This window comes from Actinacidiphila sp. bgisy167 (assembly GCF_057707665.1).
Map to the genome: position 1 here is coordinate 1 of NZ_JBYIQP010000008.1, position 14913 is coordinate 14913.

A 14913-nucleotide genomic window follows, 5' to 3' on the forward strand; every position below is an offset into this window, starting at 1 on the left:
TTAAGGCCCGGCCCCGCGACGGAATCGCATACTTTTGTCCCTTTCGGGGGACGTTCCTGACCATGCCCGCCCCGTCAGCCTCCCCCGACCGGCAGACGGTCGAGGTGGACGGCCGCCGCCTGGTCCTCACCCACCTGGACAAGGTCGTCTTCCCGGCCACCGGACACACCAAGGCCCGACTGCTGCAGTACTACGCGGGCATCGCCCCGCTCCTGGTGCCGCACGCCGACGGGCGCCTGGCCTCCTTCGTCCGCGCCCCCGAGGGCCCGAACGCCCAGCGCTGGTTCGCCAAACGCCCGCCCGCCGGCACACCCGACTGGATCACCACCGCCGGCGAGGCCGACGAGCCGCACATCGTCGTCGACTCCGTCCCCGCCCTCGTCGCCGTGGCCAACCTCGGCGCCTGGGAGGTCCACGTCCCGCAGTGGACGGTGGCCGGCGGCCGCGACGCCCACGACCGGCTCGTCCTCGACCTCGACCCCGGCGAGGGCGCCGACCTCGTCCTGTGCTGCCGGGTCGCCGAACGCCTGCGGCAGATGATGGAGGAGGACGGGCTCAGCGCCTTCCCCGTGACCTCCGGCAGCAAGGGGCTCCACCTCTACGCCCCGCTGCGGCCGACGCCTGAGGCCGCCGCCACGGGCTACGCCAAGGCGCTCGCCGCCCGCATGCGCGACGAGCACCCCGGTCTCGTCGTCTTCTCCATGACCCGCAGCCTGCGCGCCGGGAAGGTCTTCATCGACTGGTCGCAGAACGCCTCCGCGAAGACCACCGCCTGCCCCTACACCCTGCGGCTGCGCGACCGTCCCGGCGTCGCCACCCCCGTCACCTGGGACGAGGTCTCCGCCTGCCGGAAGGCCGAGGACCTCGCCTTCACCCCGGACGAGGTCCTGGAACGCGCAGCCGGCCACGGCGACCTGCTGGCCGCCCTCCACGACGCCACCGGACGCGGCACCCTGCCGTGACAGCCGCCCCGCGCCGACCGCCCCGTGCCGGCCGCCGCCGTCGGCGAGCCGTTCCCCGCGCCCGGGCGCGCACGGGTCGAAGCTGACCTCATGGATCCCGCGCCGCCGGCAGTAACCCTTCGACCACCGGTCGACGTCATGCGACCCCGGCCGGCGGACGAGATCCCCCCGGGGGACAGCATGCCCGGCGGCTGCCAGTACTCCCTCAAACTCGACGGGTTCCGCGCCCTCGCCTTCGTCCTCGACGGCGAAAGGGTCTTCCTGCAGTCCCGGTCGCGAAGGGACCTGTCCGGGGAGTTCCCCGAGATCGCCGCGCACCTGGGAGCCCACCTGCCGGCCGGAACCGTGCTGGACGGCGAGTTGTGCGCCTACCGCGAGGGCCGGCTGAGCTTCACCGACCTGCTGCGCTCCCACCGGGACCGCGAGCGGGCGGGAGTACCGGTGTCCTACATCGCGTTCGACATCCTCGCCGTCCCGGGCCGGGACGTCAGGGCCCTGCCCCTGGGCGAGCGGTGGGAGCTCCTGGGCGCGGCGCTCTCGGGAGTCGGTCCGCCGCTGCAGCGTGTGCTGGCGACGACGGACGAGGCAACGGCCCACGACTGGTTTCGTGACATGAGAGCCGTGGGCGTCGAAGGGATCGTGGCGAAGGCGCTGAGATCGCCGTATCGGGCCGGGGCGACCTGGAACTGGAGGAAGATCCGGCACTCCGACACCACGGACGGCGAACTCCTCGGGGTCTTCGGCGCGCTGCGGCGGCCGCGGGCCCTGCTCGTCCGGCTCCCCGACGGCCGGACGGTGAAGACCTCGCCCCAGCTGACCACGGTGCAGGCACGGCAGGTGGCCGACCTCGTGGGCGACCGCCCGGGCGAACCGGCGGACCACCCGGAGCACGGCCCGGTGTGGATGCTGGGCGAGCCCCTCCCCGTGGAACTGCGCCAGGCGGCCGGACGCCACGAGACCGCCCGCTTCGTCCGCGTACGGCCTGACGCGTGAACGCGGGGCGCGCCTGCCACCTGTCAGGAGCGGGCCGCCGCGGGCATTTCGCGGGTGCGGGTCCAGCGCAGCAGGGTGTCCGCGTCCCAGGTGTTGACCACCCGCTCCGGGGGCACGCCGCACTCCTCGGCCCGGGCACAACCGAAGATCTGCCAGTCCAGCTGGCCGGGGGCGTGGGCGTCGCTGTCGATGCTGAAGAGCACGCCGGCCTCGACGGCCTGGCGCAGCAGCCGGCGCGGCGGGTCGAGGCGGTCCGGACGGCTGTTGATCTCCAGGGCCACCCCGAAGCGCTCGCACGCCGCGAGGACCAGGTCCGCGTCGAACTCCGACTCCGGGCGCCGCTTGCCGGCCACCAGCCGCCCCGTGCAGTGGCCCAGCACGTCCACGAGCGGATTGCTGATCGCGGAGATCATGCGCCGGGTCATCTCGTCCCGTCCCATGCGGAGCTTGGAGTGGACGGAGGCGACGACCACGTCCAGCCGGTCCAGCAGCCCCGCGTTCTGGTCGAGGGCGCCGTCGGCGAGGATGTCGCACTCGATGCCGGTCAGCAGCCGGAAGGACGGCGGCAGCCGCTCGTTCAGCTCGGCCACCGCGTCCAGCTGGGCGCGCAACCGCTCGGCGGTCAGGCCGCGGGCGACGGTCAGCCGGGGCGAGTGGTCGGTGAGCGCCGCCCACTCGTGGCCGAGCTCCATCGCGGTCCGGGCCATCGCCTCGATCGGGCTGCCGCCGTCGGACCAGTCCGAGTGCACGTGGCAGTCGCCGCGCAGCGCGGCCCGCATCCGCCGGCCCGCGTCGCCCGCCGGCCGGGCCACGGCGTCCGCGGCGCCCTCCGCCAGCCGGGTGAGGTAGGCGGGCCGCTCACCCGCCAGGGCCTCCCGGACGACCGCGGCGGTCTTCGGCCCGAGCCCCTTGACCTCCTCCAGGCCGCCCGGCCGCTGCGCCCGCCGCCGCAGCTCCTCCGGCGGCAGCGCGGCGATCACGGCGGAGGCGCCGCGGAAGGCACGGACCCGGTACGTCGGGGCGCCGTCCCGTTCCAGCAGGAACGCGATCCGGTCCAGCGCCTCGACGGGGTCCATGCCTCCAGCATCACGTCTTGTCGCGGAACCTCGCCACCGCCAGCGGCGCGCTGATCACCGTGATGCCCACGGCCCACATCACCGTCATCGTCGCCGAGTGGGCCACGGCGCCGCCGTTGATCAGGTTGCGGGAGGCGTCCGCGAGGTTGGACAGCGGGTTGTAGCGGGTGAAGGCCTCCAGCCAGCCCGGCATGGTGGTCGGCTTGGCGAAGATCGAGCTGCCGAACTGCAGCGGCAGGACGACGATCATGGCGAGCCCCTGGACGGACTGGGGGGTCCGGGCGACCAGACCCAGGAGGATGAAGACCCACATCAGCGAGGCCCCGAAGGCCAGCGACAGCACCACCGCGCCCAGCAGCCCGAACACGCCGTTGTCCACGTGCAGCCCGAGGATGAAGCCCATCAGCAGCAGGATCACCGTGGCGACCAGCGCCCGGCCGATCTCCACCACGATCTTCGCGATCAGCACGGAGGAGCGGGCGATCGGCATCGTCCGGAAGCGGTCCATCACCCCCGTCTTGAAGTCGGAGTTGACGCCCGTGCCGACGGCCATGGCGATGTTCATGCCCATCATGGCCATCAGGCCGGGCACCATGTAGTTGACGTACTTCTCCTGGCTGCCCTCGAGCGCGCCGCCGAAGACGTACACGAACAGCAGCGTGAAGACGATGGGCATCAGCAGCGCGTCGAACATCGACTCCGGGTCCTGCCGGATCTGCAGGACGTTGCGCCGCACGAGGGCGCCGATGTGGCGCAGGTTGGCGCGCAGCCCGATCCGCGGATCGGCGGTCGTGGCCCTGGTGCCCCCTGCGGGGACGGTGACGGCGGTCATGCCGCGAGCTCCTCTCGTTCCCGGGTGCCGCTGCCGTGCGTGACGGCCAGGAACACCTCGTCCAGGCTGGGCAGATGGGTGTCGATGCCGGCGATGGCGAAGCCGTGCGCGCCGAGCGAGGCCACGATCTGCGTCAGCTGCCCGTCGCTGAGGATCGGCACGTTGAGCACCCCGCCCGTGTGGTCCGCCACGGCCCGCGCGCCCGCGCCGAGCGCCGCCGCCATCGCGTCCAGCGCCCCCGGGTCCACCGGCCGCACCTGCAGCGTCCGGCCGCCGACCTTGGCCTTCAGCTCCTCGACCCGGCCGCCGGCGATCACCCGGCCGCGGTCGATGACCGTCAGCTCGTGCGCCAGCTTCTCGGCCTCCTCCATGTACTGCGTGGTCAGCAGCACGGTCGTGCCGTCCGCGACCATGCTCTGCACCTCGTCCCACACCTCGTTGCGGGTGCGGGGGTCCAGACCGGTGGTCGGCTCGTCCAGGTACAGCACCGCCGGGCGTCCGATCATCGACGCCGCCAGGTCCAGGCGGCGGCGCATGCCGCCGGAGTACTGCTTGGCGGGCTTGCGGGCGGCGTCCGTCAGCGAGAACCGCTCCAGCAGTTCGTCCGCCCTGCCGCGGGCGTCCCGGCGGGACAGGTCCAGCAGCCGGCCGATCATGTAGAGGTTCTCGCGGCCCGACAGCGACTCGTCGACCGAGGCGTACTGTCCGGTCAGCCCGATCACCCGGCGCAGCTGCCGGGGCTGCGCCACGACGTCGTAGCCGGCGACCGTCGCGGTGCCGGCGTCCGGCCGGATCAGCGTGGACAGGATCCGCACCAGCGTCGTCTTCCCGGCGCCGTTCGGCCCCAGCACGCCGAGCACGGTCCCCTGCCGCACATCGAGGTCCACCCCGTCGAGGGCCTTCGTCTCCCCGTAGCGCTTGACGAGCCCCCGCACCCTGACGGCGGCGTCCGCGCCCTTGGCATCTCGTTGTGTCATGCCGCCACGGTCGCGCGCCCCACCGACAGGGCACCGACATGTCACCGACAGCCCACCGACAGCCCACCGACAGCCCACCGACATGGCACCGACCTCCGCTCCCGCGCGAGTTCGGCGAGGAGGCGGAGGCGGTGGTCGAGGGTGCCGGTGGTGGTCTCGGCGCCCTTGGTGGCGTACTTGGCGATGTAGGCGGCGACGTGCCGGTCGGTGACGGGGTCGTCTCCAGTGGCCCTTCGCGCCCGTTGCCGGGCCCGCCGAGGGGTGACCGGCCCCGCTGCCGGCGGGTGTGGATGAGGTCGTAGACGGTGGAGCGGCCGACCTTGAGGTAGGCCATGACCTCGGGGACGGTGAGGAGTTCGGTGCCGGCGGTCCCCGCGCTGCTGGACTGGCCAACGCATGCGCCGGCCGACCGTCGAGCCGCCGAGAGCCCCCCGGACCGCCCACGGGGCCCGGGATCTGGCAGGCCGCCGGCCCAAGATCGGGTCAACACCCCGCGGATCGTGGACGCGGTAGGTGGACAGGAGGTGAGGGGAGATCAGTCGGTGGCTTTGGGGTGTCCGGTGCCTGCGTAGGTGATCCAAGCGGTGCGGTTGGCGTCGTCGACGAGATACCAGATGCGGCCGCCGCCGGTGACCTCGTACTGCCAGCGCTCCAGCGTCTGCCCCTTCCAGATCGTGGAGCCGAGCTTGCCCTTGAGGCGGTGGTGGCGCTCGGGGTCGTCGGTGGCGCGCGGGGCGGATCGGATTTGTCGAAGGTGCGGCGGAGGTTGCCTGCTGCGTGGCGGGAGAGATGGTCCCATCCGTTGGCCGCCTCGGTGTTGGCGAAGCGTAGGTCGCATTCGTCGCCGACAGGGGGCGGGGCCGCGCGGTCACCGCGCTTGGGGCTCACTCGGCGGTCTCGCCTTCAGGTACGGGGACAGTGCCGAGGTCGCCCTCGGGCTCGCGGGTAAGGATGGCGTGCAGGGCTGGGTCGGCGTAGATCTCGGCGCTGTGCCGCCACTGGGCCAGCAGGAGGGCGATGGGTGCGAGGTTCTCCAGCGCAGCAGCTCCGCGGGCGGTGTCCACGAGCTCGCCGAGCATCGCCTCGACGTCGTCCTCGGGGAGGAAGACCGACCAGGGCAGGGCATCTGGCAGGGCCTGGCGCAGTGCGGCGGTGTTCTCGGTGCGGACCAGCCCGGCGAGCAGGCGGGCGGTGAAGTCGACGACGGTGGAGTCCTGCTCCAGCTGGTCGGCGCGAATGAGTGCGAGGTCGCCCGCGTCGCGTCGGCGCAGGCGCAGGGCGCGGACCGTGTCCAGGCGCCGGGCGGTGGCAGCGGGGTGGTGGAGCAGCTCGCTGAAGGGCACGTCCTCGTAGGCCGTCGTCATGACATCCACAGTAGCTCGGATGTCCTGCCTCGGGCAGCGGATCGCGGCCGGGGCGCGCTCGGCAAGGAGACGATCGCGATTGCTGGGGAGTCGCAACAGGGCTATACCTCTGACGGCAACCCGACCTGACACCAGCGCATTTCCACGGACGTCAGCGGACTGCCTATTCGCCGTTGACCTGCGAAAACGCAGGTAGGAAGGGGTCGCCCAGCACACGTACTAACGTCCCCGGCGGGCTGCGGTTGCTTCGCCGGTTCGCCCTCGTGGTGGACGCGGGTGCGTGTGGCGGCGGCGCGGACGGCGTGGTCGAGGAGCTGGGCGGTGGCCCAGGCGGGCGGGGTGCTGCCGGGGCCGGTGGGTCCGTCGATGCGGATGACGGCGTGGAAGTGGACCTGGCCCCGTTTCTGGTACTCGGCGACCTTCGCGTACGAGAGGGTGGCGTGGTCCCGCAGGGCCCGCTGCGTCAGCCCCGCCGCCTTCGCGATCTCGCGGCGCAGGTGGTGGTGAAGCGTGCCCACAGGGCCGGGGCATGGGCGTTCCACAGGACCGCGCCCGCGTAGTCGTACGGCCCCCTGCCCGCACCCGACCCCAACCCGGGCAGGCCACCGGCCCAAGATCCCGCCAACACCCGCGTAGTCACGTGACCGTTGTGGGCTGTCAGACGGTGAAGAGCCGCAGCTTGACGCCGATGGAGTCGGCAAGGTGGTTGAGATCCTCGGGATCGCTGGTGACCACTGCGGCCTGGTACTGGACCGCGGTGGCGACGACGATCGCGTCGACGACGTCCGTGGTCCCGGAGGCCGCGCAGGCAACACCGGCGGCGCGACCGGTGCGCTCGTCGTCGGGGCGGATGTCGCAGCCCTTGAGCACGCGCGGAATCTGGTGCTGCGGTCCGCCGCGCCATGCCTGAGCGAGAACTACCACCGGAACAATCGGCCGAATGCGGGCGGCGGTCAGCTCGTCGTGCAGGGCGAGAAAGTCCGGGTTTCGCCGTTCGGCGGCCAGCAGAGCGCCGGTGTCGTAGACGATCGTGCGCACTACCCGGCCGCCCGCCACGGCTCGTCGTCGAGCAGCCCGGCTTCCAGCAGGAACTCGCGGGCGCGCTGCCGAGACTCCTCGGGCAGCTTTCCGTGCTCGCTCTCGTACTCGGCCACCAGCTCGCGGGCAGCGGCACGGCCCGCCGCATGCAGGGCGGCGATGTGGGCCTTCTCGACGGCGGCCTCGGCCAGCCACGCGGAGACCGGCTTGCCCTCTTCCGCTGCCGCCGCCTTGATCGTCTCCTCGACCTCGGGCGGCACCGAGATCGACAGCTTCCGTGCAGTCATGGCTCCACAATAGCGCTTGGTAGGAACACGTTCCTACCGTTTCCTCTGTCTCGCCAAGGTTCAGACCTCTGACGGTAAGCATCCGGACTTGAGGTCGGCGCCGTTCCGGCTGGCCCAAGTGCTTCGATCGGCCTTCGGTCTTTCGGTTCATGACCTGCAATACGTCACCGCATGGGTGCAAGGTGAGATTTCACTGGAAACACTGGAAAGAGCGCCTTCAGATGACTCGGTAAGTCAGCCTCAGCTCATAACATTCTGTAGAAATTTCGAGAGGCCCCACCGAATAGCTATTCGGTGGGGCCTCTCGGGCGTTTGACGGCAACGCTGACGGCAACGCCAGCGGACGACGGCCGCGGCGGGTGGGTCGTCGTGGTCGCCATCGGTCGACCTGAGGGCGTTGCCGAGGGTGTCGATGGCCTGGCGCTGGAGGCGGAGCCTTACGTGGGCGTAGACGCCGGCGGTGACGCCGATGTGGGCGTGCCCCAGGAGTTCCTTGATCACGACGAGGTCGACGCCCTGTTCCAGAAGCAGGGTGGCGGTCGAGTGCCGTAGGTCGTGAAACCGGATGCGGCGAAGCCCTGCGCGGTTGAGGAGTCGACTGAAGCTGCGGGTGAGATTGGCGGGTTCGAGAGGGCTGCCGGTGGGGGTGGTGAACACGAGGCCGTTGTCCGACCAGCTCGTGCCCGCGGCCTTGCGTGCCTCATCCTGCTGTTCCCGGTGAGTCTTCAGCGAGTTGACGCATTCGATGGGGAGGACGATGCGACGTTCGGATGCACGGGTCTTGGTGTGCAGGACGGTCAGGCCGCTGGTGCGGGTGCGCTGGAGGGAACGGTGGACGGCGGCGGTTCCTGTGTTGAGGTCAAGGTCGTCCCAGTGCAGCCCAAGGAGTTCGCCCTTGCGGAGCCCGGTGTGCAGGGCGAGTTCGTACAGGGCGTGGAGCCGGTCGCTGCTGGCTGCGTGGAGGAACTGCCGGGCCTCGCTCGCGGTGAAGGGCTTGAAGCGCCGGGGGCGGGGTGCCGGGATCTTGACATTTCGGGCGACGTTACGGGGAAGGTCGTCTTCGCGGACGGCGTGCTCCAGGGCGGACTTGAGGACCGAGTGGACGTAGGTCACAGTCAGCGGGGAGAGCCGCTTGTTGCAGCACTGGCCGATGGCGCAGCAGGAGCGCCGGTCGGCGTCCTGCCCCTGGGTGCAGCACTGGCAAGCGACGCGGAGGCGGTCGAGGAAGGTGCGGACGTCGCGGGCGCCACCGCGACCACCCCGACCATGATGCCGAGGCTGATGACCAAGACGGCAGGGAGGTCACCGAACCCGCAAGCGGAACGGCGGCCCGCGTCGAGGCGCTGGAACGTGCCCTGGCCGACGCCCTCGAGGAGATCGCCGACCTCCGTCACCGCGTCCAGGCCCTGGAGGCGGGCGGAGAGGAGCAGGACCACTGACCCGCCGCGCCGGGCGGGCTCCCGGGCTGCGTTCAGATTTTCTCTTCGAGGTTCAAGGCGGGCCCGCCCGCCAAGGCTGACCGCCGTCGCCGACAAGCCCCGCCGCTTGCTCCCGCGATCAGGCGCTACTGGAGGGCCGAGCCGAAGCGGTAGCCGGGCTGCGGGAGCGGCAACCGGCCAGATCGCCGGGATGATCGGAGCCGGGCTCCTGGCGGAGCAAGCTATCGCCTACGACCGTCCTACGGCCGGGTCGCAGGCACGGGGCCGACCAGGGGGCCGACCCTTCACGTGCGTCGCGCAGGCTCACCGAGGGCGGTGGTCGGCACCACGCCAGCGGTGGTGAACCTTCTGCTGATCCGGCTGTCCGAGGCGGTGGGGTCGTCCTACACTGCTGGCGTGACCGCTGCATACGACTACGAGGACATGCACCACCTGGTGGACCGGCTCACCCCGACCCAGGTCCGACGCCTGCGCCTGCTCGTCACCCAGGACGAGGAACTGTCCCAGGTCGCCCAGTCGCTGCCGGCGGTCGAAGCGAACGAGGACGAGGAGTCGGTCCCGGCCGGGCTGCTGGCCCTGATCGGCAGCGTGAACGGCCCAGAGGATTTGGCCGAGCGGCACGACGACTACATCCGCGAGCGGATGCGCGAGCGCTTCGGCGACTCGGCGTGATCGCCACGGTCCTGGACACCGGCCCCCTGGCCGCGGCGTTCAACGCGGCCGACCGGCGCCACCCCGAGTGCGCCTCCCTGCTGACGTCGCTGACCGGCCGCCGCCTGCTGCCCAGCCCGGTCATGACCGAGGTCTGCTGGCTCCTGGAGCGCTGGCCCCAGGTCGAAGCGGCGTTCCTCGCCGAGGTCGCACGGGGAACATTCGAGCTGGTCCACCTCACTCCCACCGACCTGACGCGCATGGGCGAGCTGGTCCTCCAGTACGCCGACTTCCCGCTCGGCGGGGTCGACGCCTCGGTCATCGCGGTGGCCGAGCGCTTCGGCGTGGACCGGGTAGCCACCCTCGACCGGCGACACTTCAGCGTCGTCAAGCCCGCCCACGTCCCCGCGCTGACACTCCTGCCGTAGCCCGACCAGCGGCCCATACCCCTGACGGCAGTACTGACGGCAACAAGCGCGGACACCAGGGCACAGCCACGGACGCCAGCGGAGCACGAAACCACCGGTGACCTGCGAAAACGCAGGTGGGGAGGGGTCGCGTAGCACACGTACTATGTGGTGGCGGGGTCGACGCCGATCTTGGTTCGCAATCCAGGGTTGTGGGGGGATGGCACTCGCACTTACGAGTTCCAGGGCAGCCCGATGAGCCTTCATGAGTTTGCGGATTCGGTCGGCGCTAAGTCCAAGGGCTGTTTCCTGGGTTTCGCCGCGCGGTCAGGTCCGGGAATCGCCGGTTGTACCGCCCTACCGCGTACGAAGGGGAGTCGGCCGTTTCGGCGCCCGCCCTCGCCTCGCGGCGGCGCGGTCCTCGAGGCACGTCACCCCTGCCAGACGGCGGCCACCGAAGGGGCCAGCCCACGGGCCTGGGCGTAGCCCGCGCGGGCGGCAGCCGCCCGGCGTGCGTCGTCCGCCATGTTGCGGCCCATCACGCGCCGCGCGGTGCGATCCGGGGACAGCAGGACGACGCGCGCTCCGGCGTCGGAGAGTTCCGCAGCCTGCTGCGAGGCGCTGGGATGCGGCCCGACCGCCCGGGGGACCGGCGCGACGGCCAGTACCCGCGGGTACCCACGTGCGAGCTGGAGGTTGGCGGTCGAACGGCTGCCGCCGTCCATCCAGCGCCGGCCCCGCACGGTGACAGGCGGCCATACGACGGGCACGGCGCAGCTCGCCGCCACGGCTTCGAGGAGGGTCGCTCCGGAGCGCGAGTCGAACACCTCGGTCCGCCCGTTCTGCGCGTCGACCGCGGCGATCCGCAACTCCCGCTCGGGCCAGGCGCGCACGTCGCCCAGGAGCCCGCCGATCGTGTCGAAGACGTTCGACTGCGGGCCTGTCCGGGCGTCCGATGCGGCCCGGGCGAGGCGTTCGACGGACCGCTGGGGATCGCGGGAACCGAGCGCCGCCCACAGGAAGCGCGCCGTCTGGCGCACCGTCACCGGCAGACGGACCGCGTCCGCGCCGGAGAGCTGACGCTCGTAGAGTTCCGCGGCCGGGGCGCCGGACCGGAGTCGGGAACCGAAGACGGCACCGGCGGAAGTGCCGATCACGACGTCCGCGCCGTCGTCGAGATCGATCCCGGCCTCGGCGAGCCCGGCGAGCACCCCGGTCAACCAGGCTCCCCCCACCGGTCCGCCGCCGCCGAGCACGAGTGCGGTGCCGGACATGTATTCCCCCTCTTCGTGAACGACCGCGAGCGAGCCGCCCGCGGGAAGGCAAAGCGGGGACTGGTCCCCGGTTGCCCCTGCGACGGTACCATCCGTACCGGGGAGCACTCCCCGGTACGGTGTGAGGAAAGGGAGACACGATGGGCGGCCGTTCGCCGGTAGGGCGCCGCGATGCGCTGCGCAACCGCAAGCTGCTGACGGACGTGGCCCGCCAGGTCTTCTCCGAGCACGGCCTGGACGCCCCGCTAGATGAGATCGCCCGGCGGGCGGGCCTGGGCAACGCCACCCTCTACCGCCACTTTCCGACTCGTGCCGCGCTCGTCGACGAGGTCTTCCGGGAAGCGCTCACGGAGACCGCGGCGGCCGGCGAGAGGGCGCGAACGACCGAGGACGCATGGGAGGGACTGACGGAATACCTGCGGACGGTGTTCGCGGGTCTGGCCGCGGACCGCGGTACCAACGACCTGATGACCACCAATCTGGAAGGCGTCGCTTCCCTCGAGGTGATTCACGCCCACAACCGCCGAACCATCGACGAACTGCTGCGGCGTGGTCGGGAACAGGGCACCGTCCGCCCGGACGTCACCACCGAGGACCTGCTCTTCACCTTGGCGGCATTGGGCAGGGCTGTCCCAGCGCTCACCACGGTCGCCCCGGACGCCTGGCTCCGCCCCCTTGCTCTGCTCCTCGACGGACTTCGCACCAGCCCGACCGCGTCCCCCCTGCCCGCGCCTGCCCTCGATTCCCGGCAGCTCGGCGAGGTGCTGCGCGATCTGGGACCGCAGAGGCGGCGTTGAGAGGCCGCTGGCCCGCACGGACGGGCAGACAGGCCAGGCCGCACCAGTGACTGCTCCGCCTTGGTGTCGCGATCGGGCCGACAAGGCTCGCTGAGCGCCCCATCCCGTGCTCCTCGGGGGCATGCCGCACCCACCCCCATCGCTACCGCTGTGGGTGGTGGCAGAGCCTGGCGTGGAGACGGTCTCGGGCCGGAACGTCGGGGTTCGCGCGGGCCGCCGCAGAGCACCGGCCGGGGCGGCGGCGTGAACAACGACGCCCGAGGGGGACGCGCACCGTGCGTCCCCCTCGGGCGTCGGGCCCCGCGGGGCTCTACGTGGGAACCGACACCAGCCGCTGCCCCTGGGACGTGACGACGTCGAAGCGCGAGATGTCGTCCGGTTGCAGCCCCGCCGACCCGTCCAGGGTGAGCGCATCGGGCTGGCCGGAGGTGCCGTAGCCCGTCGCCGGGACGCTCCAGGTGCTGACCGTCTGCTGGGAGCCGTCCTTGCCGACGACGACCAGGCGGCAGGTCAGCGGGCCCCGGACCCCGGCGAGGGTGAGGCCCACCTCGCTGCCCCACTTCTTCTCGTTGACGCCGACGGTCGCCTTGACGCCCGTGGCGTTGTCGGCGCCGGTGAACTGCTCCGCGTACGCCTTGGCCCTGGGCTCGTCCGAGCCGTCGGTGGCGAGCACCGCGGCGGTCGGGCCCGCCACGATCAGCGCCACCGAGGCGGCGAGCGCGAACACCCTGCGCCGGGAGCGGATCCTGCGTTCGTCGGCGACCTTGACGAGGAGCTGCCCGAGCGCCTTGTCGCCGGGGGGCGGGACGGGCGCGCCGGCGCCGGCGGGGGCGAGCTCGGCGAGCACCGGCACCAGGCCGCTGAGCTCGTCCAGCTGCTTCCCGCACTGGTGGCAGAGGGCGAGGTGCTGCTCGAAGCGCGCCATGTCGGCCTCGTCGAGGACCCCGAGGACATAGGCCCCGACGTCGACATGCGGGTCCTGGGGGGTACCCGCCCCGGAGTCGTAACCGTGGACCGTCACGAGGTGGTCACACCCCTTTCCTCAAGAGCGATTTTCAGGGAGCGCAGGGCGTAGAAGACCCGGGAGCGCACCGTGCCGGGCGGCACCCCCAGCTCCGCCGCCGCCTCGTTGACCGTCCGGCCCTTGAAGTACGTCTCGATCAGCACCTGGCGGTGGGCCTCGGTGAGATCGTCCAGTGCGTCGGAGATCGTCATCAGCCTCAGGGAGCGGTCGAGTTCGTCCTCGGCCGGGAGCTGGTCGAGGGCGGCCGGGGAGGCTTCCGGGGGCCGTGCCTGACGGCTGCGGTGGCCGTCGATCACGATGCGCCGTGCGACCGTCACCAGCCACGGCCGCAGGGAACGCGCTGTGGGGTCGAGCTGCGACGCGCTCTTCCACGCCCGCAGGAGGGTCTCCTGCACGACGTCCTCGGCCAGGAAGCGGTCACCGCCGACCAGCCGGAGGACGTAGGCGAACAGGGCGCCCGCGTGTTCACGGTAGAGCGCCCGTACGAGGTCCTCCTCGGGTCCCCCACCGGAGCGATGGTCGGCCACGGACGCATCCTGCCCCATCGGCCGCCGCGGGGCGAGTCGTCGCAGAGCCTGCCGTCCCATCAGCGCCCGCCCGGTCCGTGCGCGCGGGAGGCGCCCGAAGCGCCCGCGGAGGCGGCGACCGCCCCGTCGGCGGCGAGGGCGCCCGCCCGCACCGCCCGGTGCGCGTTCCGTACATGCATGCCAAGGCCCCCGGCACTCTCTCGTCGGTGCCCCGCCCCCGGTCGGGCGGTCGCCCACTCATACGGGGGCGGGGGCGGATGTGCTCAACGTCCCCGGGAAAAACCTTCCGCCCCGGGGAGGGGGTGCCCAGGGCGGAAGCCGGCGGTGGGTCGCACCGCCTCAGGGGGAGTCGCGCCCAGCGGCGCGGCAGGTCATCGGAGGGTCAGTGGAAGCTGTGCTCCGGGGCCGGGTAGGCGCCGCCCACGACGTCCTCGGCGAAAGCCTTCGCCGCGCCGCCGAGGGTCTCGCGCAGCGCCGCGTACTGCTTGACGAAGCGCGGCACCCGGCCGCCGGTCATCCCGGCGAAGTCCGTCCAGACCAGCACCTGGGCGTCGCACTCCACGCCCGCACCGATGCCGACCGTCGGGATGTGCAGGATGCGGGTGACCTCCGTGGCCAGCTCGGCCGGGACCAGCTCCAGCACGACGGCGAAGGCGCCGGCGCCCTGCACGGCCTTGGCGTCGCGCAGCAGCTGCTGGGCGGCCTCCTCGCCGCGGCCCTGGACCGGGTAGCCGCCGAAGGCGTTGACCGACTGCGGGGTGAGGCCGATGTGGGCCATCACGGGGATGCCGGCCTGGACGAGCAGTTCGATCTGCTGGGCGGAGCGCTCGCCGCCCTCCAGTTTCACGGCCCCCACCCCGGCTTCCTTGACCAGCCGCGTGGCGCTGCGCAGCGCCTGCGTCGGGCCCTCCTGGTACGAACCGAACGGCAGGTCGCCGATGACCATCGCGCGCTTGGTGCCGCGCACGACGGCGGCGGACAGCATGGTCATCTCGTCCAGGGTGACCGGGACGGTGCTGTCGTAGCCGAGGTGGCAGTTGCCCATCGAGTCGCCGACCAGCAGCACGGGGATGCCGGCCTCGTCGAAGACGGAGGCGGTCATGGCGTCGTAGGCGGTGAGCATGGGCCACTTCTCGCCGCGCTCCTTGGCGGCGGCGATGTCCCGGACGGTGATCCGCCGGGTCCCCTTGCCTCCGTACAGCGCCTTGCTGCTGTCGGGAGCGGGCTGGGCGGGCGTCTGGGCAGCCGAAACGGCATGCGTCATG

At 72.1% G+C, this 14913-nt stretch carries 16 protein-coding genes and 2 pseudogenes; 5 read left to right on the plus strand and 13 right to left on the minus strand.

The window, feature by feature from the left end:
- Positions 1–62: 62 nt before the first annotated feature.
- Together ligD and AC3ET4_RS04865 are read left to right on the plus strand one after the other, a co-directional pair.
- Positions 63–962 carry a non-homologous end-joining DNA ligase gene (ligD, locus tag AC3ET4_RS04860; protein ID WP_431946252.1) on the plus strand — a complete coding sequence of 300 codons (900 nt, stop codon included), beginning with the start codon at positions 63–65 and terminating at the stop codon, positions 960–962.
- A 138-nt stretch (positions 963–1100) separates the two neighbouring features.
- Complete coding sequence (locus AC3ET4_RS04865; protein ID WP_431946254.1) at positions 1101–1955, plus strand: ATP-dependent DNA ligase; 855 nt, start codon at positions 1101–1103, stop codon at positions 1953–1955.
- A 23-nt stretch (positions 1956–1978) separates the two neighbouring features.
- Here AC3ET4_RS04865 and AC3ET4_RS04870 read toward each other — a convergent pair whose 3' ends face one another.
- The 9 genes and pseudogenes from AC3ET4_RS04870 to AC3ET4_RS04910 all read right to left on the minus strand — a co-directional run.
- Entirely contained in the window at positions 1979–3031 is a 1053-nt protein-coding gene (locus AC3ET4_RS04870; RefSeq protein ID WP_431946256.1) for a PHP domain-containing protein, read from the minus strand.
- Positions 3032–3041: 10 nt separating this feature from the next.
- A complete protein-coding gene (locus AC3ET4_RS04875; RefSeq protein ID WP_431946258.1) occupies positions 3042–3863 on the minus strand; it encodes an ABC transporter permease in 822 nt (273 codons plus the stop codon).
- On the minus strand, positions 3860–4840 hold the full coding sequence (locus tag AC3ET4_RS04880) for an ATP-binding cassette domain-containing protein (RefSeq protein ID WP_431946260.1): 981 nt from the start codon (positions 4838–4840) through the stop codon (positions 3860–3862). The genes AC3ET4_RS04875 and AC3ET4_RS04880 overlap by 4 nt, the downstream gene beginning before the upstream one ends.
- A gap of 535 nt (positions 4841–5375) precedes the next feature.
- Positions 5376–5639, minus strand: a complete 264-nt coding sequence (locus AC3ET4_RS04885) for a hypothetical protein (protein ID WP_431946262.1) — start codon at positions 5637–5639, stop codon at positions 5376–5378.
- An 85-nt stretch (positions 5640–5724) separates the two neighbouring features.
- Positions 5725–6204, minus strand: coding sequence for a hypothetical protein (locus AC3ET4_RS04890; RefSeq protein WP_431946264.1), 480 nt, complete (start codon positions 6202–6204; stop codon positions 5725–5727).
- 269 nt (positions 6205–6473) lie between these two features.
- Positions 6474–6796 (minus strand): annotated as a pseudogene (locus tag AC3ET4_RS04895) (replication initiator); the annotation flags it as partial.
- Positions 6797–6861: 65 nt separating this feature from the next.
- Positions 6862–7260: a PIN domain-containing protein gene (locus tag AC3ET4_RS04900; protein WP_431946266.1), complete on the minus strand. Its 399-nt coding sequence runs from the start codon at positions 7258–7260 to the stop codon at positions 6862–6864.
- Complete coding sequence (locus tag AC3ET4_RS04905) at positions 7242–7529, minus strand: hypothetical protein (RefSeq protein WP_431946268.1); 288 nt, start codon at positions 7527–7529, stop codon at positions 7242–7244. The genes AC3ET4_RS04900 and AC3ET4_RS04905 overlap by 19 nt, the downstream gene beginning before the upstream one ends.
- A 339-nt stretch (positions 7530–7868) precedes the next feature.
- Positions 7869–8774 (minus strand): annotated as a pseudogene (locus AC3ET4_RS04910) (tyrosine-type recombinase/integrase); the annotation flags it as partial.
- A gap of 590 nt (positions 8775–9364) precedes the next feature.
- Between AC3ET4_RS04910 and AC3ET4_RS04915 the strand changes: the two are divergent.
- Both AC3ET4_RS04915 and AC3ET4_RS04920 read left to right on the plus strand, forming a co-directional pair.
- Entirely contained in the window at positions 9365–9640 is a 276-nt protein-coding gene (locus AC3ET4_RS04915; protein WP_254705840.1) for a hypothetical protein, read from the plus strand.
- Positions 9637–10047, plus strand: coding sequence for a type II toxin-antitoxin system VapC family toxin (locus AC3ET4_RS04920; protein ID WP_189897941.1), 411 nt, complete (start codon positions 9637–9639; stop codon positions 10045–10047). The genes AC3ET4_RS04915 and AC3ET4_RS04920 overlap by 4 nt, the downstream gene beginning before the upstream one ends.
- A gap of 410 nt (positions 10048–10457) precedes the next feature.
- Here AC3ET4_RS04920 and AC3ET4_RS04925 read toward each other — a convergent pair whose 3' ends face one another.
- Positions 10458–11300 carry a patatin-like phospholipase family protein gene (locus tag AC3ET4_RS04925; protein WP_431946271.1) on the minus strand — a complete coding sequence of 281 codons (843 nt, stop codon included), beginning with the start codon at positions 11298–11300 and terminating at the stop codon, positions 10458–10460.
- 140 nt (positions 11301–11440) lie between these two features.
- On the opposite strand from AC3ET4_RS04925, the gene AC3ET4_RS04930 reads away from it, so the two are divergent.
- The gene (locus AC3ET4_RS04930; RefSeq protein WP_431946273.1) at positions 11441–12097 is read left to right on the plus strand and encodes a TetR/AcrR family transcriptional regulator; all 657 of its coding nucleotides are present in this window, start codon (positions 11441–11443) and stop codon (positions 12095–12097) included.
- A 310-nt stretch (positions 12098–12407) separates the two neighbouring features.
- Here AC3ET4_RS04930 and AC3ET4_RS04935 read toward each other — a convergent pair whose 3' ends face one another.
- The 3 genes from AC3ET4_RS04935 to panB all read right to left on the minus strand — a co-directional run bounded on the left by AC3ET4_RS04935 (position 12408) and on the right by panB (position 14912).
- Entirely contained in the window at positions 12408–13118 is a 711-nt protein-coding gene (locus AC3ET4_RS04935; protein ID WP_431946275.1) for an anti-sigma factor family protein, read from the minus strand.
- Positions 13115–13666: a sigma-70 family RNA polymerase sigma factor gene (locus tag AC3ET4_RS04940; protein WP_431946277.1), complete on the minus strand. Its 552-nt coding sequence runs from the start codon at positions 13664–13666 to the stop codon at positions 13115–13117. Before AC3ET4_RS04940 ends, AC3ET4_RS04935 begins: the two co-directional genes overlap by 4 nt.
- 364 nt (positions 13667–14030) lie before the next feature.
- The gene (panB, locus tag AC3ET4_RS04945; protein ID WP_431946279.1) at positions 14031–14912 is read right to left on the minus strand and encodes a 3-methyl-2-oxobutanoate hydroxymethyltransferase; all 882 of its coding nucleotides are present in this window, start codon (positions 14910–14912) and stop codon (positions 14031–14033) included.
- Position 14913 lies beyond the last annotated feature (1 nt).

Coding starts and splice junctions, on each gene's coding strand:
- ligD (WP_431946252.1), top strand. CDS start 63: ATGCCCGCCCCGTCAGCCTCCCCCGACCGGCAGACGGTCGAGGTGGAC.
- AC3ET4_RS04865 (WP_431946254.1), top strand. CDS start 1,101: ATGCGACCCCGGCCGGCGGACGAGATCCCCCCGGGGGACAGCATGCCC.
- AC3ET4_RS04870 (WP_431946256.1), bottom strand. CDS start 3,031: ATGGACCCCGTCGAGGCGCTGGACCGGATCGCGTTCCTGCTGGAACGG.
- AC3ET4_RS04875 (WP_431946258.1), bottom strand. CDS start 3,863: ATGACCGCCGTCACCGTCCCCGCAGGGGGCACCAGGGCCACGACCGCC.
- AC3ET4_RS04880 (WP_431946260.1), bottom strand. CDS start 4,840: ATGACACAACGAGATGCCAAGGGCGCGGACGCCGCCGTCAGGGTGCGG.
- AC3ET4_RS04885 (WP_431946262.1), bottom strand. CDS start 5,639: ATGGGACCATCTCTCCCGCCACGCAGCAGGCAACCTCCGCCGCACCTT.
- AC3ET4_RS04890 (WP_431946264.1), bottom strand. CDS start 6,204: ATGACGACGGCCTACGAGGACGTGCCCTTCAGCGAGCTGCTCCACCAC.
- AC3ET4_RS04905 (WP_431946268.1), bottom strand. CDS start 7,529: ATGACTGCACGGAAGCTGTCGATCTCGGTGCCGCCCGAGGTCGAGGAG.
- AC3ET4_RS04925 (WP_431946271.1), bottom strand. CDS start 11,300: ATGTCCGGCACCGCACTCGTGCTCGGCGGCGGCGGACCGGTGGGGGGA.
- AC3ET4_RS04930 (WP_431946273.1), top strand. CDS start 11,441: ATGGGCGGCCGTTCGCCGGTAGGGCGCCGCGATGCGCTGCGCAACCGC.
- AC3ET4_RS04940 (WP_431946277.1), bottom strand. CDS start 13,666: ATGGGGCAGGATGCGTCCGTGGCCGACCATCGCTCCGGTGGGGGACCC.
- panB (WP_431946279.1), bottom strand. CDS start 14,912: ATGACGCATGCCGTTTCGGCTGCCCAGACGCCCGCCCAGCCCGCTCCC.